Here is a 22,883-nt window from a genome sequence, read left to right on the forward strand (position 1 = left end):
ATGGAGTGGCGCAATGAAAAAGCGTGGCGGATATATTGGCGGGTCTACGCTTATCCAAGGCGGTTCGGACTGGTTCGGACGGGATCAAATTGGTGTTGACCCGGAATCTGGTGAAACTGCTGAAGAAAGAAGAAAGCGCAAATTTATAGAAGCGAAGCGTGAGATCGCAAAGAAGAGACGGGATGCTGAAAAAGAACGAAAAATTCGAGAGTTTGAGCGCCTCAACTTCTCCGTGGGCGGCCCGAAGAAAACAGAGTGTCAGAAACGAAAAGATGCTCTGCTCAGGCAGCAACTGCTGGAAAACTATGTCCGCGATGATGAAGAGCGGCAACGAAAGAAGGAAGAGAGAGATGCGCGGATGGAGCGTGTCGCCTTTGAGGTTCGGAAGATGAAACCCGCAATAGACCCTTCCAAATCCACGCGCGGCGTAGTGAAGGGAAAAAAATGACCACCACCCACACCTCCGCCGATATCCACCAGGAGAAAGTCTTCGAGGCGCACATCGTCGCCTGCCTGACCGCCGACCAAGGATACGTCCAACGCGACTGCGTGGCGCACTACGACGTGGCCCACGCGCTCGACACCGAGCTGCTGTTCCGCTTCCTCAAGACCACGCAGCCAGAGGCATGGCAGACCCTTGAAGACCACTACAGCGCCCAGTCCGAGGCTGAAGTGCTCAAGAGGCTCGACAAGGCGCTGAAGGAGAACCCCACCCATGTTGTGCTGCGCGAGGGCATCAAGCTGGTGCCCAACATCCGCTTCGCGCTCTGCTTCTTCAAGCCCGCCTCGAACCTGAACCCCGACCTCACCCGGCTCTTTGAGGCGAACATCCTCTCGGTGATGCGCCAGGTGCATTACAGCGCCAAGGACCCGAAGAAATCCATCGACATCGTCACCTTCGTCAACGGCATCCCCGTCGCGACACTGGAGGTGAAGAACCTGCTAACGAAGCAGAACGTCAAGCACGCCGAGAAGCAGTATCGACAGGACCGCTCCCCGGCGGGCGAGCCGCTCTTGACCTTCAAGCGCGGTGCCATCGTGCATTTCGCGTTGGACCAGGACAACGTGTCGATGACCACCCGGCTAATGAACGGCAAGACGCGCTTCCTGCCTTTCAACCGAGGCCGGGATGGCGGTGCCGGCAACCCTGATGTGCCGAATGAGAACCGGGTCGCCTATCTCTACAAGGATCTGCCCGAGGGTCGTGCGGTCTTCTCGCGCGAGGTGCTGCTCGACCTGATCGGGCGCTTCATCCACCTCGAACGCTCGGATGGCAAAGAGGTGCTGATCTTCCCGCGCTTCCAGCAGTTCGATGCCGTGAGGAAAGTTCTGGCCGACGCGCGGATGCAGGGCGCCGGGCAGAACTACCTCATTCAGCACAGCGCTGGGTCGGGCAAGTCTAACACCATCGCCTGGACTGCGCATCAGATCATCAACCTGCATGATGAGGAAGACCAGCCGCTCTTCGACACCGCGATCATCGTGACCGACCGCTTGGTCCTGGACCGGCAGTTGCAGAACACGATCGGCGGCTTCGCTCAGACCGAAGGCGTGGTGAAGAAGATCGACGGCACATCCCGTGATCTCAAGGACGCGATCCTGAAGGGTGCGCGCATTATCATCACGACGATCCAGAAGTTTGGCACCGAGCACTTGGCGACGATCTCGGGCCAGGCCGGGCGCAATTTCGCGGTGATAATCGACGAGGCACACTCCTCGCAATCCGGTAAGGCCGCCCAGGCGATGAGCGACGCGCTGACGCGCGACCCTACCAGCTCCGACGAAATCGAGGACATGGTGCTGGCCTTCCAGAAGGCACGGGGACCGCAGAAGAACATCTCCTTCCTCGCGTTCACTGCGACGCCTCGCAACGTGACGCTGGAAAGGTTCGGGCGCATCGGCGCGGACGGTAAGCCCCACCCGTTCCACCTCTACTCGATGCGCCAGGCGATCGAGGAAGAGTTCATCGTCGACGTGCTCAAGAACTACATGACCTACAAGGCGTATTATCAGCTCGAGAAGACCATCGAGGACGATCCGGCTTTCAAGGGGCGCAAGGCGCAGTCGCGTGTCGCGCGCTACGCCTCACTGCACCCCACGGCTATCGATCAGAAGGTCGAGGTGATTGTCGAGCATTTCCGTCGCCACGTCGCTAGGGAGCTGGCCGGACAGGCGAAGGCGATGATTGTCACGCAGAGCCGCGAACACGCGCTGCGATATTGGCAGCAGCTGACCCGTTACATTGAAGACAAGGGGTATAGCGGACTGAAGGCGCTGGTGGCCTTCTCGGGCGATCTGACCGTCGATGGCAATGTCTGGACCGAAGCGACAGCCAATGGCTTCGCTGAGACCGAACTTCCCAAAAAGTTCGATAGGGGCGAATACCAGGTCCTCGTCGTTGCCGAGAAGTATCAGACCGGGTTTGACCAGCCCAAGCTCGTAGCGATGTATGTCGACAAGAAGCTCGCCGGACTGCAGGCCGTGCAGACGCTTGCCCGGCTGAACCGCAGCTATGGGAAAGACAAGCCCACCTACGTGCTCGACTTCCAGAACACGATGGAGGACATCCGGGAGGCGTTTGCCCCGTTCTTCGAGACGACCGCTCTGGAGGAGCGCACCGACCTCAATCAGATCTACGATCTGGAGCAGCGCATCACGAATGCCACCTATCTCCATCAGGACGAGGTAGAGCGCTTCGCGGATCAGTTCTTCAAAGGTGATTTGACGACGCAGGACCGGCTGGCGCTCGAAGGCACCGTGCGCCTCGCTGTAGAGCGCTTTAAGCTTGATGAAGACGAGGCGCAGCAGGAAGAGTTCCGGCAGCTCTTGAAGAGCTTCCTGCGCTTCTACGCGTTCGTAGCGCAGGTGGTGTCGCTTAACGATGCTTGGCTGGAAAAGCTCTACGCATACTCGGCTTGGCTCTCGCGCCTGCTGCCGTCACGTGATGTGCCGGCTGACATTACCATTACAGATGATATGCTGACCCTGTCGGCCTTCAAGCTCCAGAAAGGAGAAGAAGGCAGTGCCTCCCTCGTCGCCGGGCAAGTCACCGCGCTCAGCCCTATCACTGAGTTCGGCGCCAACCCCTATACCGAGGAGGAAGAGCGGTCACTTTCGGAAATCATCGACTCTTTCAACGAGCGGCATGGGACAAGCTTCTCGCGCGAGGACTTTCTCCGCTTCGAGCGCGTCACGCGTGACATCATGGATGAGGATATGACTGAGATGGTCCGCAACAACCCGGCCGACGTCGTCTACAACGCCTTCTCGCAGGCGTTCTTCCAGGGCATGGTCAAAATGTTCCAGAACGACAATGAGATGCGCAACATCGTCATGACCGACAAAGACGCGCGTGAGCAGGCAACACGGCACTTCTTCAAGAGGGCGCAGAGAACGGCTCGGAAGGGATGACCGCCCCTGTCGTCAAAGTCCTTAGCGTTGTCATATGAGAAGCTGCCAGCCGTGCAAGCTAAACTCTTTTCGAGGTATACTAATGTTCCAGATTGACCGCTCCACCAACCGCCTGCGCAAGCTTGAACGCCCCAACTTCTCGGAGGTTGGCGTCCGTGAACGCGACCACCTGCAGGAATGGCTCGCCTCCATGCCTGAGGCGCTTTGCGAGGCTATGGGTGAGGATGAAGGCGGCCTCCTGATCATTCAAAAAGAGTTTGACGGGTTCCAGGACACTCGAGAGCGGCTCGACTTACTGGCGCTCGATAAGAACGGGCAACTGGTGGTCATCGAGAACAAGCTGGATGACTCGGGCCGCGATGTCGTTTGGCAAGCTTTGAAGTATGCAGCCTACTGCTCGCAGCTGAACAAAGAGAACATCATCGAGATCTTCCAGCGATATCTGGATCGCCACGGTGACGGCCGCAACGCATCTGAAGCGATATGCGAATTTCTCGAGGTAGACACGCTGTCTGACGTCGCTGTGAACGAGGATAATAATCAGAGGATCGTCTTCATCGCAGCGAAGTTCCGCAAGGAGGTAACATCAACGGTCCTCTGGCTGTGCGGTCATAAGATCGACGCGCGGTGCATCAAGGTGGTGCCCTACAAGTTCAGTGGCGAGCTTCTTGTAGACATTCAACAGGTGATCCCGCCGCCTGAAGCAGCTGATTACATGGTTCGCATGGCCGAAAAAGCGACCGAAGAAAAATCCATGAAAGGCGCACAAAGGAAAAGCCACCAGATCCGGTTGGCGTTCTGGGCTCAAGCTCTTGAGCAACTGAGTAGTCGAGGCTCCCAGCGGTTCCAGAAAGTGAGTGCGTCCAAGGACCACTGGATCAGCTGCGGCACTGGTATCGGGGGCTGCGCTATGGCACTCGTCTTGGCGCAGACGGAAATCCGGGCGGAGTTCGTGATGCAGCGGTCCGATGCCGAGCAGAACAAGTGGCTTTTCGATCAGCTCCTGGCCATGCGTGAGGAGATCGAGGGCAGTGCCAACATGTCGCTGAACTGGGATCGGAAAGAAAACGTAAAGCGCTGTTTCATCCGCACATCGCTGCCCATCGATACATCCAATGAGGAAAATTGGCCGGAGATGATACGCTGGGCTTGTGAAACCTACGAAGCTATCGAGAGCGCTGTCGTGCCACACCTAAATAGTTTGAATGTCCGTTTGCAAGCCGGTGAGGCATCAACCTGATGGCCTGGGTCTCGGAGTCGGATCTCGAAGATCTCATGATGGAGAAACTGGCAGGGCTCGGTTATGCCCGTGATCCTCCATCCGGGTGACTATGAGCAATGGCTGGAGGGCGACGCCAACGAGGCACATGATCTCTTGCGGCCCTACCCGGCAGAGGCCATGCGGGTGATCAAGAGCGGCGAGACTGAGCTACAAGATAACCTCTTGTGATCGGCGCATCGGTGAGTTTTGTGCTTGGCAGGCTATCAATCCCTTTCAAGTAGAAACTTGAACAGCCGAGCGGCAGGGCCGTTTTGTGCCTTTGATGTGACCTGCGCGATGAACAGCTGCTTTTCCAGATGCATTCCTTCGAGCCTCGCTATTGCCAGAGAGCCAGACGCGATTTCGCTGCGCACCGCTGTTTCTAGGACGATTGACGCTCCAAGTCCGGCGGCGACGCCGCGCTTCACCGCCTCGGTCGAGCCTACATTGCCGATGGTGTCGAGATCTTCTGCTTGGGGCCCGAGTGCTTCTGTCAGAAGGGTGCCGGTCCCGCTTCCGCGTTCGCCGCCCAGTATCCTGAGCGTTTTGAGTTCGGCAAAGGTGATAGCGTCGCGCGCGGCAAATGGGTGATTGGGTGGCAGGATGACGATCATTTCATCGCTGATCCAAGGCGCCACCGTGACGGCGGGGTGAGAAATTGGCCACTCCATCGCGGCGATGTCGATCTCTCCGGCTAGCAGCATTTGCGCAACGCGGGGGTTGGGCGCCGCGATGACTTCCCATTGCATCTGCGATGATGTCTGTTTGAGAAAGGATGCCAGCGCATCCGGCATGAAGTATGATGCGATGTTGCCGCTGCATCCGATCTTGAGCGACTCGGATAAAACGGCAGCCTGCGCCCTTTGGGTGGATGTAAGAACCTGCTGTGCATGTGGAAGCAGTCGCAGCCCTGCGTCTGTCAGGCGGCTGCCGCTATGGCTGCGCTGGATCAGGGGGGCGCCCAGGGCCTCTTCCAGTTTCTTGATATGTTGAGACAGGGTAGACTGCGCAATGTCGATCCGGGCGGCGGCAGCCTGGAAGCTGCCGAGCTCGGCCAGCGCGACGAAGCTTTTGAGAAAAGTCGGGTTCACGTCTACAGCACCATGGGATTTACGGCGTTGCGAGGCCGGTTGCCGGAAAGAAAGGCGATGATCTCATCGGCGGCCTCGGCTGCGATCTGGCGGCGCACCTCGCTGACTGCTGATCCGATATGCGGTGTCAGAACCGTGCGGTCGCTCGTGAGGAGCGCTGGATGAACCTGCCTTGGCCGATCCGGGCGGTGCCAATCCTCCATCTCGAAGGTGTCTGCGGCATAGCCGGCGAGCTGGCCTGTGTTCAGCGCCTCCACGACGGCAGCCTCATCCACCAACGATCCGCGCGCGGGATTGACCAGATAGGCACCTTGTTTCATCGCCGCGAGAAAAGATGCATTCACGATGTGCTTGGTCTGGTCAGTCAGTGGCAGCGCCAGGATGATGAAATCAGACATGTGAGTGAGCTCTTCTAGCGGCGCATACTGAGCCACGAGAGCCTTCTCCATCGTGGGATCGAGGCGGTTTTCGTCGAAGTAGATGCGCCGCCCCCGAAAGCCCGAGAGGAGGCGCATCGTCTCGCGGCCCACAGCACCGCCACCTATGATACCCACGGTCGCGCCTTGCAGGCTGCCACCGTAAAAATTGGGCCGCCACCCGGCGAAGGTTCCTGAGCGCAGATGCGCGTCCCCCGCACGCATGTTCCGTGCGAGCGCAATGCTGAGGCCGATGGCCAACTCGGCCGTCGGCTCGGTCAAAAGGTTCGGAACATAGGTCAACAGCACCCCGGCGTCCGTGCAGGCCCGCTGATCAAGATTGTCGAAACCTTTCAGGGCGCCAGCAATGATCTTCAATTTGGGGCAGGCGTCCAGAAATGGACGGTCGACGCATTCGGTCATGAAGGCCATCAACGCCGATGCATCCGCGCAAGCCTTGCGCAGGGCATCGCCGGCAAGGGGATCGCGCCCCACGCTTGTCACAACATCCCCGTGCTCTGAAAGACGTGCCAGCGTCTCATCCTCGATCCAGTTGGGCACTACGATTTTGACCATCATCCAGCATCCTCAATTGCAATGTCCTGATCGGCTAGCAGTAAAAAACGCTTATCGCAATATGTAATAAAATTGTCTTAATTATTGCGTATCACGATGCAAACAGAGGGGGAATCGGCGCCATGGATGGATCAACGCGTGTTGTGGGACGAGATATTCTGAGCGTCGACAATGTGGAAGTCGTCTACCCGAACGGCACACGCGCACTCAATCGGACCGCCTGCCAGTTCGCTGACGGGGAAGTGACCGTCCTTCTTGGTCCGTCTGGCGCCGGCAAGTCTACGCTTCTGCGCACTCTCAACCTGCTGACCCGGCCAAGCGCGGGATACATCGTGACATCGGCAGGTCAGCAGTTGAAGTCGCGCCACGATATCCGCTCTCACCGGCGCGATACCGCCATGATCTTTCAGCAGCACCAATTGATCGGCCGGCTCAGCGCACTGCGTAATGTCCTCATGGCGCGCCTCGGGCGCCATGAGGTCTGGACTAGTTTGGTGGGTTTTTCACGTGCCGAAAAACTTCTCGCGCTGGAATCGCTCAGCCGCGTGGGCCTCTTTGATAAGGCACTGACACGCTGTGACAGCCTCTCGGGCGGCCAGCAGCAGCGCGTCGGCATTGCGCGCGCGCTCACGCAGGAGCCAAAGCTGATCCTCGCGGACGAGCCTATCGCATCGCTCGATCCGGCATCTTCGGACCGGGTGATGAAAATCCTGCGCGACGTATGCCGCGAAGACCGAATTCCCGTCATCGTCAGCCTCCACCAGCTCGATTTTGCCAAGGCCTATGCCGACCGCATCATCGGTCTGTCTGATGGCGACATCGTTTTCGACGGACCGCCCTCGGCGCTGGACGGCGCCGCGCTGGCGCGCATTTACGGCGCGCCGACCGACACGACCACCTGATCTTTCAACTCTTGGAGACTGCCATGAAGACTTTTGCAACTCTCACAGCCATGCTGCTTGCCACAACCGCCGCGTTCGCTGCGGGCGATCATGATCCGGACACTTTGCGCGTCGCGCTGCTTCCTGATGAAAACGCCTCGACCGTGATCCAGGATAACAAGCCCCTGGCCGCGTATCTCGAAGAGAAGCTCGGCAAGGATATCGAGCTGATCGTCACGACCGACTACTCCTCGATGATCGAGGCGATGCGCTTCGGCCGCGTGGATGTCGCGTATTTCGGGCCCGCCTCCTACACGATCGCCAAGGCCAAGATGGCGGGTGGCGACCTGGATATCGAACCCTTCGCCGCGCGCATGACGGATGGCAGCACCACCTACCAGTCTGTCCTCATCGCCAATGTCGAAAGTGGTATCGATTCGATCGACGATATCGAAGGGTCGGGTATTGATGTGGCTTTCGGCGATCAGGCCTCCACCTCGAGCCACTTCGCGCCGAAATATACGATGATGCTCGAAGGCGTGACGGAGGGCGATGACTATACCCAGAACTTCACGGGCGCGCATGACGCGGTCGCGCGCAACGTCGAACTGGGCAATGCAGCTGTCGGCGGTCTCAGCCGTCCGATCTACGAGAGCCTGCTGGCCAAGGGGTCGGTCGATGAATCAAAGTTGGTGGTCATCGGTTACTCCGCCGATATTCCGCAATATCCTTGGGTTCTTCGCACCGACATGACCGAGGAGCTCGAAGGCTCGATCAAAGACGCTTTCCTGACGCTGGAGCGGGGGACCGAAGTGGGCGACGCGGTGCTGAAGCCCTTCAAGGCTGATGCCTTCGCTCCGATCACGGATGCCGACTACGACATCATTCGTGATATCCGCAAGAAGCTGCAAGCCGACTGAGACTGCCCGGACTAGGAGACCGCCATGACCCGCCTCTTGACTGCCCAGCCTGCGCTGGCCAACGCTGAAGATGTGCTGGCCGAGGACAGCAAGGGGCGGCGAAAGCTGCTCCTGCAAATCGCCGTTGTCGCCGCGATCGTCATTGCATCGCTCTGGATGACCGGGATGCTGGATCGGAGCCGGCTGGCCAACGGCCTGCCGGCCATCGGCATCCTCGGCACCGAAATGTTCCCGCCGGATTTCGGCCGTTGGCGCGATTGGGTAGGGCCTCTCGTCGAGACGCTGGCTATGTCCATAGCAGGCACAGCGCTCGCCGTAGCACTTTCTCTGCCACTTGGGTTTCTGGCCGCAAGAAATACGTCGCCCAACAAGGTCGTCTACCAGGTCGCGCGGGTCATCCTGAACACGCTCCGCTCGATCCCTGAATTGATCATGGGTATCATTTTCGTGGCGGCTGTCGGGTTTGGCATGTTGCCGGGTGTCCTCGCGCTTGGCCTTCATTCGGTCGGAATGGTCGGGAAATTCTTTGCAGAGGCCATCGAGCATGCGCATCCCGCACCGATCGAAGCGACCGAGGCGTCGGGAGCCACGTCAATGCAGGTCATCCTGCACGGCGTCCTGCCGCAGGTGTTCCCGCAATTCGCAGACGTCAGCATGTATCGCTGGGAATACAATTTCCGTGCGTCAACCGTTATGGGGATGGTCGGTGCAGGTGGTATCGGCACCGAGCTCGTCGGCTCGCTCCGCCTCTTGGACTACCCTCAGGTATCCGCGGTTCTACTGGTGATACTCGCCTGCGTTACCGTCGTGGATATGCTCAGCAACATGCTCCGCGCGAAGTTCAGGTGATGGCCGCAGATTCGAAGGCGATGTGCTCGAATAATGAGCCTTCACCTTGGCGGTTCAGTTTTGCCGAGTGCCTAGGCAAAACCTTGCCCAGTCCTCCATGATCTCCCTGCGCTTCTCGATCATGTCTGGGGCTTTCGCACGACCAAGACCAGCAAAAAGACGGGCAAGACCCTCCGGGCTGCCGCATGGAACAACGCCCGTGACGACAAGGTGCGCACCTCCGGGCTTTGGAAGGAGAGTTTTCATAAACGCCGCTGCTTGATTCCGGCCTCTTCGTTTTGCGAAGCCAAGGGCAGAGCTCCAGCAACCTATTACTGGTTTGGCTTACGTGGTGACAAACCTCGACCACCATTCGCCTTCGCAGGCCTACGGACGCATTCATGCTTCGAAGGTCCACAAGGCGCAGAGGAGCCTGAGACCTATACGATGATCACCACCACCGCGAACGACCTGGTTCGGCCGGTGCATCCCGAGCATATGCCGGTGATCCTGCATCCCGATGACCACGAGCGATGGCTGGAGGGCGACGTCGTGGATTCGCACGAGCTCCTCCGCCCCTTCCCCTCAGAAAAGATGCGAGTGATCAAGAGCGGTGAAGACGAGCGCGAGGATAAAGTGATCGCCTAGCTAGGCTGACGCAACGTCATAAAGAACATTTCGAGGTCGGTAACACGGTTACAAATGGATGTGTAAGCTATTGTTTTATATGGCGTGTAGCAGTTGTCCAGCCTCTCACCTTACCCACTTTGACGCGCCACCTATTGCTACGCTCTGGCACAAGATCACCGGGGCCTCTCCAGCAAAGCACCAAAGCCTTTCACAGGCTCCCCAATACCAAGCGCCAAAAGCGTCTCGAACATCATCGCCTGATTCGAGCTGATCACAGGCTTCCCGACTTTTTGCTCAAGCCGGTCCAGTGTCTCAACGCTGCGCATTTCGGTGCATGAAAGCACAATCGCCTCGACCTCAGGCCCATCCGCCCGAAGCCCAAGCGCATAGACCGCTTCGGGGGCCAAAGCGCCTTGTTCGTGATTGCCCAGCGCCGCGTCCACCTCAGCCTGCGCCACGATCTCAAACCCCATCTCAGAAAGAAACCCCACCGCGAGCGCGTTGATCGCAGGCATGTAAGGCGACGCAAAGCCGATCCGTTTGCGCGCACGTGTGACGTTGTTGGGGTTCATCACCTTGCGTATTTCACCGCGCAAGGCGCTGGGGAAGAGGCCCCAACCCACCCGGTATCCCGCCATCCCGTAAGCCTTGGAAAACGTCCGCAACACGGCGCAATTGCCCACATCCACCATATCCCAGCACCGCTCGCCCAGATGATCGGCAAACTCGCCATAGGCTTCATCAAGCACCAGAAGGATATCCGCACGAAGCCCGGCCCGCAGGCGGGTCAGCTCGGATTTCGGGATGCGCGTGCCCGTGGGGTTTTCAGGGTTCGCAACAAACACAACGCGTGTATCGGGCTGCACCGCGTCCAGCAAAGCATCAACCGAGACGGTGCAACCCTGCTCCGGCCCAGTGTCAAACCGGGCATTGGCGATCTGGGCCGCCGTTTTGAAAAACGGATAGGCATGGGCGGAACTCAGGACCGCGCGCCCCGACCCCGCGACCGCCCGCATCAGACATCCGATCAGATCGAGCGAGCCTGTGCCGCATAAAATACCCTCAGCCGTAATCGCGTGCAGGTCTCCGAGGGCCGCGCGCAGATCCGTCCAATCCGGGTCGGGGTATCCAGCATCCGCAAGGCTCTGGGTTGCGGCGCGGACCGCCTCGGGGCTTGGGGGCCGCAGGCTTTCGTTTTGCGATAGCGAAATCAGCTCTATCCCCGGCGGTGCCACCATATCGGCGAGTGCATAGGGCGTCATTGCAGCGATATGCGGTAATGCGTGGGTCATGACGTGCCTCCATAGACTGTCTCGGCCACAGCGTTGCTGACCATCCCGCTACCTACGTCGCGCATCACGGCCTCACGAGACCTCCTCTCAGGCGGGCCAAACCCGCCGCCACCCCGCGTCTCAAAAATCAGCACCTTGCCCGTCGGGATCCGAAACTCCCCCTTGCTGGGTAAATCCGGGCCGTCCATGCCGATGCGGATGCGCCCCTTGGCACCGTCCAAGCCGCCATGCCGCCCCTTGGCAGGGTTGTCCACATGCTCCACCGACAGAAACAACAAGATATCCTCATCAATGGCCGAGCTGATCTCGATATGCTGCCCAAGCCCACCGCGATACTGCCCCACCCCGCCAGAATCCGCACGCAGCTCACGGGCATGGATGAGCACGGGTGCCGCAGCCTCGGTCGTCTCGACCTGACTGCCCCAGACACCGCTGGGAAAGGCCGTAGCCGACAGCCCGTCCAGCGTCGGGCGCGCTCCGGTACCACCGCTGAACACCAGCTCTGCCGCAAATTGCCGATGCCCCAGATCGACGGCCTCAGGCGCGTGGCGCAGGGGCAGATCAGGCAATTCCGTCGCCAGAAGCGCGCGCAACCGCTGCTCATGCGCCGGGTTCGCGTAGGCGTGCATCAGGCAAATCGCAAGCGCCTCGATATCCTCACCGCGCAACGCCTCCGCAAGGGCGACCGCACTCGCCTCATCAAGTGGCGCAATCTCGCCGCCTTGCGCATTCATGCGCCCGCCAATCGTCAGCGCGTGTTTGCGCGGCACAATGAGGTCGGGCTTTTCGATATTGATCGCATATTGGCTGTAGCGGCGCTCATAAGCGATTTCCAAAATGTCGCGAAACCCTGCCGTGGTGATCGTCGCCACGCGCGCCCCGCGCCGCTCAATCAAGGCGTTGGTGGCCAGCGTCGTGCCATGGATAAAGGTCGAGACCTGCTCCCAGCCTACCCCGCTGGTGGCCAGAACGCTCTGCGCGCCGTCAAGAGCCGCGAGCGCCGGGGCCTCGGGCGTTGTGGGGGTCTTGGTCGTGGCCAGCACGTGGCTCGCCGCGTCCATAAAACCCTTAAAACCGTGTCTGTAAATGTGCCGCCAATATCAATGGCCAGCCGGAATCCGTCTTTGGGTATCATGGATATTTGCCAGTCTGAAAAGTACGGGAAACAGCAATCGCATCGCCCTGAGGGCAGCACAGTAAAGCCCTGTTAGGGCGTATCGCGTTTAACTGAATTCAATTGAACGCGACACGCTCTAAACGACGAGATCACATCCGGTGCCCCGGCGCAGCGTTGGATGGCAAAGTCCCAAGATCATGGCGCGGTGGATTTCCTAATACGGCCTTTTGCCGTTTCCACACGCGTGGCCTTTGTGTCAATGCAGAACTCGGGTACCGCGCGGCCGACCGCACTCTCCTTTGACCACAGCCACCAATCGGGGGCTGTTGCGTGGAGACGCAATCAGGCACAAATGCGCAGACGACATCTCAGGCGGAGCCCCATGACGCAAAACACTTTGAACATCGTCCGGCTCGCGGATCTCAAACCTACACCGTGGAAAAACGGCGGCGGGATCACACGCGATATTGCGGCTGCGCGCGATGGAGCGGGGCTTTTGTGGCGGCTCAGCATGGCCGATGTGGACCGTGACGGGGATTTCTCCAGCTTTGCGGGGCTCACCCGCGTGCTGACCGTGATTGAGGGCAGCGGCATGATCCTGCATGGCCCCAGCGGCGGGGTGGCGGCTGACTTCGCCGCTCCCGTGACCTTCGAGGGTGGTGCGGCTGTGCGTGCGGAGCTGACCCAAGGACCGATCCGCGATTTTAACCTGATGTTTGATACCGCGCGTTATGATGGGTCAGCTGTGCGGGTCGCGGGGGGGCCGCTTGATCTGGGCGGCGCGGGCCAGATTGCCGTGCTGCATTTGATCACCGGCGGGGCCACGATTGGCGCGCATGCTATGGCCCCCGGCGATACCGCGATTTGCGAAGGCTCCGCCCTGAACGCCACCTTGGCCGAGGATGCCTGCGCCCTCGCAATCACCCTCGCGCCCCGCCCCTAGAGCGTAGCGAGAAGCGCACCCACAGCCCCGCGATACCGCGCCACAATCGCATCGCGCGCAACATGGCGTCCGCCGCTCACGCAATGCCGCCCGGCGGACCACTGATCCGTGACCACATCATCCTTGGCGGCAAAGGCCAGCCCATCGAGGATTTGATCCTGCGCCAAGGCACAAAGCGCCGGGGCCTGCGCGTCAATCGCCACCAGATCAGCCAGACATCCCACGGCGATCTCCCCCGCATCCCGGCCAAGCGCCTGCGCCCCACCGCGCGCAGCGCCAAGATAAAGCGTCTGCCCCACAGACCCCTCACCCACCACCATCACATTACGCGCCAGATCGCGCAGGCGCTGGGAATATTCCATCGTCCTGAGTTCCTCGGTCAGTGAGATATTCACGTTTGAGTCCGATCCAAGTCCAAACGCGCCGCCCGCCTCCAGATAGACCTGCCCGTTGAACGGGCCGTCGCCCAGATTGGCCTCGGTGATGGGGCACAGCCCCGCGACAGCCCCCGTGGCGGCCATGGCTTTCGTCTCATCATCGGTCATATGCGTGGCGTGGATAAGACACCACTCAGGCCCAACGGGTGCATTGGCCAAGAGCCATTCGACAGGTCGCGCACCGAGCCATGCCTCGATATCGCGCACCTCTTTGGGCTGCTCCGCGATGTGGATATGGATGGGGCCCGCGCCATGCCAGCCCAGAACCCGCGCCAGATCATCCGGCGATGTGGCGCGCAGGGAATGGGGCGCGATGCCCACACGCGCATCGCCGGGCAAATCCGCAAGCCCTGCCCCCGCCGCATCGACCAAGGTGCAGAACCGATCCACATCATTGCCGAACCTGAGTTGTCCCTCAGCCAAAGCCACCTGCCCCGCTCCACCATAGCTATAAAGCACAGGCAGATGCGTGAGGCCGATCCCGGTCTCGGATGCCGCTGCCATAACGCGCAAAGACAGCTCGGCCAGCGCATCATAGGGCACGCCGCCGCGCTGGTGGTGGACGTAATGAAACTCGCCCACGCTGGCATATCCGGCCTCCTGCATCTCCATAAAGACAAGCGCCGCAATCGCCTCAATCTGCTCGGGCGTCAGGTGGTCCATGAAGCGATACATCAATTCCCGCCACGTCCAGAAGCTGTCACGCCCCGCCTTGCGCACCTCCGTCATGCCCGCCATCGCGCGTTGAAAACTATGGGAGTGCAGATTGCCCAAAGCGGGCAGAAGCGTATCGACGCATGTGTCATCGGGCTGAGCCGTCACGCCGGTCTCGATACTCGCGATGCGCCCCTCGGCCTGCGTGATCCGAACCCCGGTGACCCAGCCTGTGCCGAGCAGCGCTTGTCTTGCAAAGATCATCTCGTTCCCTCACCGCTTGAATTTTTATGTATAGACATATCGCATATTGATTTATACTAGAAAAGACGAATCTGCATGAGCAAAGGAGCGCCCACATGACCGCATCGGTGACCGCAGCCCAGAGCGCAACATCCCGGCTTCTGGTCGATCTTGATGCCGCCACGCTCACCGAAACAGGCGCAGCTTACGGGATGATCCCGGATGCCGCTATCGTCCTTGAGGGGGACCGTATCGCATGGGTCGGTGCGCGAAACGCCCTCCCGCAGGAGTATCAGCACCTTGAGATGCAAAGCCTCGGCGGACGCATCGTCACCCCCGGTCTGATTGATTGCCACACCCATATCGTGCATGGCGGCAACCGCGCAGCGGAGTTCGAGATGCGTTTGAACGGCGCGAGCTATGAGGAGGTCGCACGCGCAGGCGGCGGCATCGTCTCCACCGTCACGGCCACCCGCGCCGCAAGCGAGGCAGAGCTTCTGGCAAGCGCCCTGCGGCGCGTCGATGTGCTGATCGCCGAGGGGGTCACGAGCATTGAGATTAAGTCCGGCTACGGCCTTGATATCGAGACAGAGCTGCGGATGTTGCGCGCCGCGCGCGCCGTAGCCACGCACCGCCCCATCCACGTGAAAACCACCTTCCTCGGCGCCCACGCCACCCCGGCGGAGTATAAAGGCCGCGATGATGCCTATATTGACGAGGTCTGCATCCCCGCCCTGCATGCAGCCCATGCGGAGGGGCTGGTCGATGCGGTGGACGGGTTCTGCGAGGGTATCGCGTTTCAGCCTGCTCAGATCGCGCGCGTCTTTGATGTGGCGCAGGAATTGGGCCTGCCAGTAAAGCTTCATGCGGAGCAATTGTCGAACCTTGGTGGGGCAAAACTGGCTGCGCAATACGGCGCACTCAGCGCCGATCATATCGAATATCTCGACGAGACGGGCGTCATTGCCATGGCCGAGGCGGGCACGGTCGCCGTGATCCTGCCCGGCGCGTTCTACACCCTGCGCGAAACCCAAGCGCCCCCGATTGATCTCTTGCGCAAACATGCCGTGCCGATGGCGCTGGCCACAGACATCAATCCCGGTTCCTCGCCGCTGAACTCGCTCCTGCTGACGCTCAACATGGGCTGCACGCTCTTTCGCATGACGCCGGAGGAGGCGCTGCGCGGGGCCACGCAAAACGCCGCCCGTGCGCTGAGTCTGGCGGATGCGGGCACCATCGCGCCGGGGATGCGCGCCGATCTAGCCGTGTGGGACATCACGCACCCGGCAGAGCTGAGCTACAGGATCGGATTCAATCCTCTTCACACCCGCATTTTCGGAGGCCTGCTATGACCGTCCTGACCCTCACCCCCGGTGCCGTGACACTGAAGGATCTGGGCCGCATTTTCTGGGAGGATACGGCCATCGCGCTTGACCCGTCCTGCCATGCGGGCATCCACGCCGCACAGGCACGGATCGCGGAGGCGGCAAATGGGACCGAGGCCGTTTATGGCGTAAACACCGGCTTCGGCAAGCTCGCCTCGGTCAAGATCGCGGCCAAGGACACCGCCACATTGCAACGCAATCTGATCCTGTCGCATTGCTGCGGCGTGGGCGAGCCGATCCCCGAGGGGCATGCGCGGCTGATGATGGCGCTGAAACTTCTGAGCCTTGGGCGCGGGGCGTCGGGCGTGCGGATGGAGTTGATCACGCTTCTGGAGCAGATGCTCGCGCGCGGCGTGACGCCGGTGATCCCTGTGCAAGGCTCCGTGGGTGCGTCTGGCGATCTGGCCCCTCTGGCGCATATGGCCGCCGCGATGATGGGCGAGGCGCAAGCGACATTTGAGGGCGAGACCCTTGGCGGCGGGGAGGCATTGCGGCGCGCAGGCCTGAACCCTGTGACCTTGGGGGCCAAAGAGGGCCTTGCGCTCATCAACGGCACGCAATTCAGCACCGCGTTTGCGCTCGCCGGACTCTTTGGGGCATGGCGCGCCATGTCCTCGGCGCTGGTGACATCGGCGATGAGTACGGATGCGATCATGGGGTCCACCGCCCCTTTGCATCCCGAAATTCACGCGCTGCGCGGCCATGTGGGACAGATTGAGGCCGCAGCCACCATGCGCGCCCTGCTGGACGGATCGGTGATCCGCGAGAGCCATGTGGAGGGCGATACACGGGTCCAAGACCCCTATTGCATCCGCTGTCAGCCGCAAGTGACGGGCGCCGCGATAGACGTGCTGCGCATGGCCGCCCGCACGCTTGAGATTGAAGCGAACGCGGCCACGGACAATCCCTTGGTGCTGACGGATGCGGGCTTGATCGTGTCAGGCGGGAATTTCCACGCCGAGCCGGTGGGCTTTGCCGTGGATATGATAGCACTCGCTGTGGCGGAGATCGGCGCGATTGCGCAGCGGAGGATCGCGCTGATCGTCGATCCGGTGCTGAGCCATGATCTGCCGCCATTCCTCACGCCTGATCCCGGCCTCAATTCAGGCTACATGATCGCCGAGGTGACGACAGCGGCGCTGATGAGCGAGAACAAGCATCTGGCCAATCCGTGCGTGACCGACAGCACGCCCACTTCCGCCAACCAAGAGGACCATGTGAGCATGGCCGCCCATGGTGCTGTGCGGCTGGCGCGGATGGTGGCCAATCTGGAGCGTATCTTGGGCGTTGAATTGCTCTGCGCCGCACAAGGGATCGAGTTCCGCGCGCCGCTCACCACAAGCACACCTCTGGCCGCCGCCATCAACGCCTTGCGCGCCGATGTGCCCAGCCTTGGGGCAGACAGGTATCTGGCCCCCGATCTGGAGCAGGCCGCCGAGCTGATCCGCAGCGGCGCGATTGCCCGCGCCACGGGCCTGGCCCTCCCGGAGGTAAGCGCATGACCCCTTTTGAAGTGACGCGCGGCGACAGTCCTATCGTGCTGGGCCTGCCCCATACGGGGACGTATGTCCCCGAGGATATCATGGCGCGGCTGAACCCGCGCGGGCGGGGCCTTGATGATACCGACTGGCATATTCACACGCTCTACGACGGGCTGCTGCCCGGTGCAACAACCGTGCGTGCCACGCATCATCGCTATGTGATCGACGCCAACCGCGACCCCGACGGCGCATCGCTTTACCCCGGTCAAAATACCACGGGGCTTGTGCCGCTCACTGATTTTGACGGGCACGATATCTGGGACACGCCGCCAACTGAGGCTGAAATCGAGGCCCGCCGCATCGCATACCACGCGCCCTATCACGCTGCATTGATGGCCGAGATGGAGCGCGTGCGCGCCCTCCACGGCATGGCGATCTTGTATGATTGCCACTCGATCCGCTCGCATATTCCGTTTCTCTTCGACGGCACCCTGCCCGATTTCAACATCGGCACCAACATCGGCACAACATGCGCACCCGAAATTGAACACGCCGTCCAGGAAATTTGCGACCGCGCAAATGGCTACAGCACGGTGAACAATGCCCGCTTCAAAGGCGGCTGGACCACCCGGTATTATGGCCACCCCGAGGAGGGGTTTCACGCCATTCAGATGGAGCTGTCGCAGAGCACCTACCTGAGCAATGAGGCCGCGCCATGGGCCTATGACGCCGATAAATCCGCGCGCCTGCGCGCCCATCTGACAGAAATTCTCACAACTTTGGCCGCTTTGGCCCCGAAGCTAACTTTGAAAGGCACGACATGAGCGATCCGCGCAAAAACACCCGTGATATTTATCCCGCAACCGGCACCGAGATCAGCGCGAAAAGCTGGATGACCGAGGCGCCCCTGCGGATGCTGATGAACAACCTGCACCCCGATGTGGCCGAGAACCCGCATGAATTGGTCGTCTATGGCGGTATCGGCCGGGCCGCCCGCACGTGGCAGGACTTTGACAAGATCGTCGACAGCCTGCGCGCGCTGGAAGAGGATCAGACCCTTCTGGTGCAATCGGGCAAGCCCGTAGGCGTATTCCAGACCCACAAGGACGCGCCCCGCGTCCTCATCGCCAACTCCAACCTCGTGCCCCATTGGGCCACATGGGACCATTTTAACGAGCTCGATAAAAAAGGCCTAGCGATGTATGGTCAGATGACCGCTGGCTCGTGGATTTATATCGGTAGCCAAGGCATTGTGCAGGGCACCTACGAGACCTTTGTGGAGGCCGGGCGGCAGCATTATGGCGGCTCGCTCAAGGGCAAATGGATTCTGACAGGTGGGCTTGGTGGTATGGGCGGCGCGCAGCCTTTGGCGGCTGTGATGGCGGGAGCCTGCTGTCTCGCGGTGGAGTGTAACCCCGACAGCATCGATTTCCGCCTGCGCACGCGCTATGTGGACGCGCGCGCCGAAACGCTGGACGAGGCGTTGGAGATGATTGACCGATGGACCAAGGCAGGCGAGGCGAAATCGGTTGGCCTTTTGGGCAATGCCGCCGATATTTTCCCCGAGCTAGTGCGGCGCGGCATCCACCCCGATATCGTCACCGATCAGACATCGGCGCATGACCCCATCAACGGCTACCTGCCCCAGGGCTGGACCATGGCGCAGTGGCGCGAGAAGCGCGAGAGCGACCCCAAAGCGGTGGAGAAGGCCGCGCGCGCCTCAATGAAGACCCATGTGGCCGCGATGGTGGATTTCTGGAACGCGGGCGTGCCGACGCTGGATTACGGCAACAACATCCGTCAGGTGGCGCTGGAGGAAGGGCTGGAGAACGCGTTTGCCTTCCCCGGTTTTGTGCCCGCCTATATCCGCCCGCTCTTTTGCCGGGGCATCGGGCCGTTCCGCTGGGCCGCTTTGTCGGGTGACCCGGAGGATATCTACAAGACCGATGCGAAGGTCAAAGAGATCCTCGCGGATGACACACATCTGCACAATTGGCTCGATATGGCGCGCGAGCGGATCGCGTTTCAGGGCCTGCCCGCGCGCATCTGCTGGGTCGGTCTGGGCGTGCGCCACAAGCTAGGGTTGGCGTTCAACGAGATGGTGCGCACTGGCGAGCTCAAGGCACCCATCGTGATCGGGCGCGACCATCTGGACTCGGGCTCCGTCGCCTCGCCCAACCGCGAGACGGAGGCGATGAAAGACGGCTCGGACGCGGTCAGCGATTGGCCGCTGCTCAACGCGCTTTTGAACACCGCTTCGGGGGCCACTTGGGTGTCGCTGCACCATGGCGGCGGCGTCGGCATGGGCTTCTCGCAACATTCGGGCATGGTGATCTGTTGTGACGGGTCCGAGGACGCAGACCGCCGTATCGCGCGCGTTTTGTGGAATGATCCGGCCACTGGGGTCATGCGCCATGCGGATGCGGGATATGAGGATGCGCAGGACTGCGCCCGCGAGAACGGTCTGAACCTGCCGGGGATTTTGTAAGTGTTAATACTGGGTCGTCATCCTGTGCCCGCGCCGATGGGTCAGGCGCACAAAGGTGACGGCCCGCCCCTCCCACCATGTCATCCGCTCGACCTGGAAAAGCGCCTCGCCCGTGCCACAGCCAAGATATTCGGCCAGCGCCGCATCCGCTGTGACCGCCTGAAAGCTGATCTCGGCATTTGAGAAGGGCACGGCGGCGACGAGCCATTCATTGGGGCCGGTCTCGGCAAAATCATTATACTCCGCATCCGGATTGACCGCGAGGTTGATCCAGCGATCTTCATGCTGGTAGGGCATGCCATCGGCGTAATGCATGCACGTGAGGTGCAATGCGCGCGCCTTTGGCTCAAGCGCAAGCCGCGCGCGAAGCCAGTCGGGAGCCGCCAAAGCGGCGCGGGCCACCAGAGCATAGCGATAGGTCGCGCCCAGAGTCTCGATCTCTTGGCGGACCAGAGGGATGCCAAACCGCGCCTGCCGCACCGGGGCCATGCGCACGCGGGTGCCCGCCTTGCGCCGCCGCTCGATGATGCCGTCATCGGCCAGCTCGCGCATCGCCCGGTTCACCGTCGCGCGCGCGCAGCCGTAATCCACAGCAAGATCCACCTCATTGGGCATGGCGCTGCCGGGGGGTAGCTCCCCTTGGGTGATCTTGGCAAGGATATCCGCCTTCACATCACGGTAGGTCACAGACATTGAGCACTCCTTCTCGGGGTCGGCGTCAGGCGACTAAACTATAGACATAACCCACATAAATCCAGACGAGATGCCCCGCTAGAAAAGCATTGAGGGCAGCCATGTGGCCAAACCCGGCAGCGACCAGATCAGGATAATGCCGATGATCTGAAGCCCGATAAACGGGATCACGCCCGCATATATCTGCCCCGTCGTGACGGATTTCGGCGCGGCCCCACGCAAGTAAAAGAGCGAGAAACCAAAGGGCGGTGTCAGGAAGCTGGTTTGCAAATTGATCGCGATCAGCACGCCAAGCCAAATGGGGTCATGGCCCATCACAATCAGCGACGGTGTGATGAGCGGGAGAACGATCACCGAGATTTCCACGAAATCGAGGAAAAACCCAAGGATGAAGATCACGATCATGCAAAACACCAGCGCGCCCGTGGCTCCGCCCGGCATGTTGCCGAGGATGTCCGCCACACGCTCTTCCCCGCCAAGCCCGATGAAGACGAGGCTGAACACCCCCGCAGCGAGGATGGTGGCAAAGATCATCGACGTCATGGTGAGGGTGGAGCCGATCGCCTCCTGCACCACATTTTTGCTGAGCGCTGCGCGCAAAGCCAAGAGCACAGCAAGACCACCGAGGATCGCAAGACCCACATAGAACAGGCCCAAAGCGTAGGCCTCACTGCTCACATCGTTACGCTGAAACCGCACCGGAAAGGCCCCTGCAAGAAGGCCAAGCGCGATCAGCGCGCCCGTCCCGAGCAAGATCAGCCGCGGGGCGACCCCAATCCGGTGCCCGGTCATCAAAAGCGCGCCGATGGCCCCCACGGAGGCCGCCTCGGTCGGGGTCGCCACCCCGCCAAGGATCGCGCCCAGCACGGCGAAGATCAAGAGCACCGGCGGGATCACCGCGCCCAGCACTTCGGCGCGCGTGGGCCGCGCCATATCCGCCGGTGCGGGCGGCATATCCTCTGGCCGCAGCCAGCCGCGCAGCAGGATATAGACGAGATACAGCCCCACCAAAACAAAGCCGGGGATCATGGCAGCGGCAAAGAACTGCCCCACCGAGAGGGCCTGAACCGAGAAGAGACCCTGCTCATATTGCGCCTGTTGAAAGGCGTTGGACATCACATCGGCCAGAATGATCAACAAGGTGGAGGGCGGGATGATCTGGCCCAACGTGCCCGCCGTACAGACAATCCCCGACGCCACGCGTGCATCATAGCCCGCGCGCAGCATCGTCGGCAGCGCGATCATCCCCATCGCCACCACAGTCGCCCCCACGATGCCCGTGGAGGCCGCCAGAAGCGCGCCCACAAGAACCACCGAGATGCCAAGCCCCCCGCGCAACTGTCCAAAAAGCCGCCCCATCGTATCGAGCAACTCCTCCGCGATGCGGCTTTTCTCCAGAAGCGCGCCCATGAGGACAAATAGCGGAATGGCGATCAGCACCTGATTGGTCAAAAGGCCAAACGCGCGCTGGCCCAGCGCGCCCATCAGCGAGATATCCATCTTGCCCAGAGACCAGCCAAGATAGGCAAAAATCACCGCCACGCCCGCGATGGAGAACGCGACCGGAAAACCCAGAAGGATCGCGCCCATGAGGGCGGCAAACATGATCAGATCAAGGTATTCGATCATCGCGGCGCCCGCATGAAAAGCCGCAACAGACAGGCCAGAGATTGCAGCATCACAAGAATGCAAAAGGCCGGGATCAGCGATTTGAGCAAGAACACCGCCTCGATCCCCCCCACGGAGAGCGGCCCTTCAAGGATGCGCCACGAATTGCGCACCGAGGGCCATGACCAATAGATAAGGGCCACCATCGACGGCATAAGGAAAAAGAGGTGCCCGAAAATGTCGATCCGCCGCCGCACAGTGTCGCTGGCGCGCGCATAGAACACATCGACCCGCACATGCTTGTCCACCAAAAGCGTATAGCCCGCCCCGAGCATGAAAAACGTGGCGTGCATGTAAAGAACGCTCTCCTGCGCGGCGATGGAATTCAGGCCGAACGCATAGCGCCCCACCACAATGGCAAACTGCACCAGAACCATGAGGATCGCGAGCCAGCGCACCATGGAAACCACGCCCGCGTTGAGACCGTCCAGCGTGTTCGCAATCCGCTCCATCGCACCGCCCTTTGGA

The 22,883-nt window shown here is 60.9% G+C and carries 20 protein-coding genes and 1 pseudogene; 13 read left to right on the plus strand and 8 right to left on the minus strand.

What is annotated here, in order from left to right:
- Window positions 1-13: 13 nt before the first annotated feature.
- The 4 genes from KUD11_RS01830 to KUD11_RS01845 all read left to right on the plus strand — a co-directional run bounded on the left by KUD11_RS01830 (window position 14) and on the right by KUD11_RS01845 (window position 4,861).
- The gene (locus tag KUD11_RS01830; protein ID WP_109387115.1) at window positions 14-448 is read left to right on the plus strand and encodes a hypothetical protein; all 435 of its coding nucleotides are present in this window, start codon (window positions 14-16) and stop codon (window positions 446-448) included.
- The gene (locus tag KUD11_RS01835; RefSeq protein ID WP_109387113.1) at window positions 445-3,411 is read left to right on the plus strand and encodes a type I restriction endonuclease subunit R; all 2,967 of its coding nucleotides are present in this window, start codon (window positions 445-447) and stop codon (window positions 3,409-3,411) included. Before KUD11_RS01830 ends, KUD11_RS01835 begins: the two co-directional genes overlap by 4 nt.
- 82 nt (window positions 3,412-3,493) lie before the next feature.
- On the plus strand, window positions 3,494-4,651 hold the full coding sequence (locus KUD11_RS01840) for a DUF4268 domain-containing protein (protein WP_181375324.1): 1,158 nt from the start codon (window positions 3,494-3,496) through the stop codon (window positions 4,649-4,651).
- Between the two features lie 63 nt (window positions 4,652-4,714).
- Window positions 4,715-4,861, plus strand: a complete 147-nt coding sequence (locus tag KUD11_RS01845; protein WP_146190870.1) for an SOS response-associated peptidase — start codon at window positions 4,715-4,717, stop codon at window positions 4,859-4,861.
- A 35-nt stretch (window positions 4,862-4,896) separates the two neighbouring features.
- Here the strand turns inward: KUD11_RS01845 and KUD11_RS01850 are convergent, their stop codons facing one another.
- Together KUD11_RS01850 and KUD11_RS01855 are read right to left on the minus strand one after the other, a co-directional pair.
- The gene (locus KUD11_RS01850; protein WP_109387109.1) at window positions 4,897-5,763 is read right to left on the minus strand and encodes a LysR family transcriptional regulator; all 867 of its coding nucleotides are present in this window, start codon (window positions 5,761-5,763) and stop codon (window positions 4,897-4,899) included.
- 2 nt (window positions 5,764-5,765) lie between these two features.
- Window positions 5,766-6,758: an NAD(P)-dependent oxidoreductase gene (locus tag KUD11_RS01855; RefSeq protein WP_109387107.1), complete on the minus strand. Its 993-nt coding sequence runs from the start codon at window positions 6,756-6,758 to the stop codon at window positions 5,766-5,768.
- Between the two features lie 119 nt (window positions 6,759-6,877).
- On the opposite strand from KUD11_RS01855, the gene phnC reads away from it, so the two are divergent.
- From phnC to KUD11_RS01875, 4 genes and pseudogenes are all read left to right on the plus strand, one after another.
- On the plus strand, window positions 6,878-7,657 hold the full coding sequence (gene phnC, locus KUD11_RS01860) for a phosphonate ABC transporter ATP-binding protein (protein ID WP_109387105.1): 780 nt from the start codon (window positions 6,878-6,880) through the stop codon (window positions 7,655-7,657).
- Between the two features lie 23 nt (window positions 7,658-7,680).
- Window positions 7,681-8,556: a phosphate/phosphite/phosphonate ABC transporter substrate-binding protein gene (gene phnD, locus KUD11_RS01865; RefSeq protein WP_109387103.1), complete on the plus strand. Its 876-nt coding sequence runs from the start codon at window positions 7,681-7,683 to the stop codon at window positions 8,554-8,556.
- Window positions 8,557-8,580: 24 nt separating this feature from the next.
- A complete protein-coding gene (gene phnE, locus KUD11_RS01870; protein WP_109387101.1) occupies window positions 8,581-9,405 on the plus strand; it encodes a phosphonate ABC transporter, permease protein PhnE in 825 nt (274 codons plus the stop codon).
- 138 nt (window positions 9,406-9,543) lie between these two features.
- Window positions 9,544-10,032 (plus strand): annotated as a pseudogene (locus KUD11_RS01875) (SOS response-associated peptidase family protein); the annotation flags it as partial.
- 155 nt (window positions 10,033-10,187) lie between these two features.
- Here the strand turns inward: KUD11_RS01875 and KUD11_RS01880 are convergent.
- Both KUD11_RS01880 and KUD11_RS01885 read right to left on the minus strand, forming a co-directional pair.
- Window positions 10,188-11,306, minus strand: coding sequence for an aminotransferase class I/II-fold pyridoxal phosphate-dependent enzyme (locus KUD11_RS01880; protein ID WP_224380132.1), 1,119 nt, complete (start codon window positions 11,304-11,306; stop codon window positions 10,188-10,190).
- On the minus strand, window positions 11,303-12,367 hold the full coding sequence (locus KUD11_RS01885; protein WP_224380133.1) for a hydantoinase/oxoprolinase N-terminal domain-containing protein: 1,065 nt from the start codon (window positions 12,365-12,367) through the stop codon (window positions 11,303-11,305). The genes KUD11_RS01880 and KUD11_RS01885 overlap by 4 nt, the downstream gene beginning before the upstream one ends.
- Window positions 12,368-12,805: 438 nt before the next feature.
- Between KUD11_RS01885 and KUD11_RS01890 the strand changes: the two genes are divergently transcribed.
- Window positions 12,806-13,366 (plus strand): HutD/Ves family protein, encoded by a 561-nt coding sequence (locus KUD11_RS01890; protein WP_181375323.1) that lies wholly within the window; start codon window positions 12,806-12,808, stop codon window positions 13,364-13,366.
- On the opposite strand, the gene KUD11_RS01895 is transcribed toward KUD11_RS01890, so the two are convergent.
- Window positions 13,363-14,721 carry a formimidoylglutamate deiminase gene (locus KUD11_RS01895; protein WP_109387099.1) on the minus strand — a complete coding sequence of 453 codons (1,359 nt, stop codon included), beginning with the start codon at window positions 14,719-14,721 and terminating at the stop codon, window positions 13,363-13,365. The genes KUD11_RS01890 and KUD11_RS01895 overlap by 4 nt on opposite strands.
- A gap of 95 nt (window positions 14,722-14,816) precedes the next feature.
- Here KUD11_RS01895 and hutI point away from each other — a divergent pair, with 95 nt between their 5' ends.
- From hutI to hutU, 4 genes are read left to right on the plus strand one after another with little or no spacing between them, the layout of a single operon-like run.
- The gene (gene hutI / locus KUD11_RS01900) at window positions 14,817-16,052 is read left to right on the plus strand and encodes an imidazolonepropionase (RefSeq protein ID WP_109387097.1); all 1,236 of its coding nucleotides are present in this window, start codon (window positions 14,817-14,819) and stop codon (window positions 16,050-16,052) included.
- Window positions 16,049-17,587 (plus strand): histidine ammonia-lyase, encoded by a 1,539-nt coding sequence (gene hutH, locus KUD11_RS01905; protein WP_109387095.1) that lies wholly within the window; start codon window positions 16,049-16,051, stop codon window positions 17,585-17,587. The genes hutI and hutH overlap by 4 nt, the downstream gene beginning before the upstream one ends.
- Entirely contained in the window at window positions 17,584-18,390 is an 807-nt protein-coding gene (hutG, locus tag KUD11_RS01910) for an N-formylglutamate deformylase (protein ID WP_109387093.1), read from the plus strand. The genes hutH and hutG overlap by 4 nt, the downstream gene beginning before the upstream one ends.
- Window positions 18,387-20,054 carry a urocanate hydratase gene (gene hutU, locus KUD11_RS01915; protein ID WP_109387091.1) on the plus strand — a complete coding sequence of 556 codons (1,668 nt, stop codon included), beginning with the start codon at window positions 18,387-18,389 and terminating at the stop codon, window positions 20,052-20,054. Before hutG ends, hutU begins: the two co-directional genes overlap by 4 nt.
- Before the next feature lie 3 nt (window positions 20,055-20,057).
- On the opposite strand, the gene KUD11_RS01920 is transcribed toward hutU, so the two are convergent.
- From KUD11_RS01920 to KUD11_RS01930, 3 genes are all read right to left on the minus strand, one after another.
- Complete coding sequence (locus tag KUD11_RS01920; protein ID WP_109387089.1) at window positions 20,058-20,747, minus strand: GntR family transcriptional regulator; 690 nt, start codon at window positions 20,745-20,747, stop codon at window positions 20,058-20,060.
- 78 nt (window positions 20,748-20,825) lie between these two features.
- Window positions 20,826-22,376 (minus strand): TRAP transporter large permease, encoded by a 1,551-nt coding sequence (locus KUD11_RS01925; RefSeq protein WP_181375322.1) that lies wholly within the window; start codon window positions 22,374-22,376, stop codon window positions 20,826-20,828.
- Window positions 22,373-22,867, minus strand: coding sequence for a TRAP transporter small permease subunit (locus KUD11_RS01930; protein ID WP_109387087.1), 495 nt, complete (start codon window positions 22,865-22,867; stop codon window positions 22,373-22,375). Before KUD11_RS01930 ends, KUD11_RS01925 begins: the two co-directional genes overlap by 4 nt.
- Window positions 22,868-22,883: the final 16 nt, after the last annotated feature.

Origin of the sequence: Roseovarius carneus (assembly GCF_020141465.1) — a bacterium.
GTDB classification, from domain to species: Bacteria; Pseudomonadota; Alphaproteobacteria; order Rhodobacterales; family Rhodobacteraceae; genus Roseovarius; species Roseovarius carneus.

Excerpts from the sequence above, each read along its gene's own strand:
- KUD11_RS01830 (WP_109387115.1), top strand. The coding sequence starts at position 14 with ATGAAAAAGCGTGGCGGATATATTGGCGGGTCTACGCTTATCCAAGGC.
- KUD11_RS01835 (WP_109387113.1), top strand. The coding sequence starts at position 445 with ATGACCACCACCCACACCTCCGCCGATATCCACCAGGAGAAAGTCTTC.
- KUD11_RS01840 (WP_181375324.1), top strand. The coding sequence starts at position 3,494 with ATGTTCCAGATTGACCGCTCCACCAACCGCCTGCGCAAGCTTGAACGC.
- KUD11_RS01845 (WP_146190870.1), top strand. The coding sequence starts at position 4,715 with ATGCCCGTGATCCTCCATCCGGGTGACTATGAGCAATGGCTGGAGGGC.
- KUD11_RS01855 (WP_109387107.1), bottom strand. The coding sequence starts at position 6,758 with ATGATGGTCAAAATCGTAGTGCCCAACTGGATCGAGGATGAGACGCTG.
- phnC (WP_109387105.1), top strand. The coding sequence starts at position 6,878 with ATGGATGGATCAACGCGTGTTGTGGGACGAGATATTCTGAGCGTCGAC.
- phnD (WP_109387103.1), top strand. The coding sequence starts at position 7,681 with ATGAAGACTTTTGCAACTCTCACAGCCATGCTGCTTGCCACAACCGCC.
- phnE (WP_109387101.1), top strand. The coding sequence starts at position 8,581 with ATGACCCGCCTCTTGACTGCCCAGCCTGCGCTGGCCAACGCTGAAGAT.
- KUD11_RS01880 (WP_224380132.1), bottom strand. The coding sequence starts at position 11,306 with ATGACCCACGCATTACCGCATATCGCTGCAATGACGCCCTATGCACTC.
- KUD11_RS01885 (WP_224380133.1), bottom strand. The coding sequence starts at position 12,367 with ATGGACGCGGCGAGCCACGTGCTGGCCACGACCAAGACCCCCACAACG.
- KUD11_RS01890 (WP_181375323.1), top strand. The coding sequence starts at position 12,806 with ATGACGCAAAACACTTTGAACATCGTCCGGCTCGCGGATCTCAAACCT.
- KUD11_RS01895 (WP_109387099.1), bottom strand. The coding sequence starts at position 14,721 with ATGATCTTTGCAAGACAAGCGCTGCTCGGCACAGGCTGGGTCACCGGG.
- hutI (WP_109387097.1), top strand. The coding sequence starts at position 14,817 with ATGACCGCATCGGTGACCGCAGCCCAGAGCGCAACATCCCGGCTTCTG.
- hutH (WP_109387095.1), top strand. The coding sequence starts at position 16,049 with ATGACCGTCCTGACCCTCACCCCCGGTGCCGTGACACTGAAGGATCTG.
- hutG (WP_109387093.1), top strand. The coding sequence starts at position 17,584 with ATGACCCCTTTTGAAGTGACGCGCGGCGACAGTCCTATCGTGCTGGGC.
- hutU (WP_109387091.1), top strand. The coding sequence starts at position 18,387 with ATGAGCGATCCGCGCAAAAACACCCGTGATATTTATCCCGCAACCGGC.
- KUD11_RS01920 (WP_109387089.1), bottom strand. The coding sequence starts at position 20,747 with ATGTCTGTGACCTACCGTGATGTGAAGGCGGATATCCTTGCCAAGATC.
- KUD11_RS01925 (WP_181375322.1), bottom strand. The coding sequence starts at position 22,376 with ATGATCGAATACCTTGATCTGATCATGTTTGCCGCCCTCATGGGCGCG.
- KUD11_RS01930 (WP_109387087.1), bottom strand. The coding sequence starts at position 22,867 with ATGGAGCGGATTGCGAACACGCTGGACGGTCTCAACGCGGGCGTGGTT.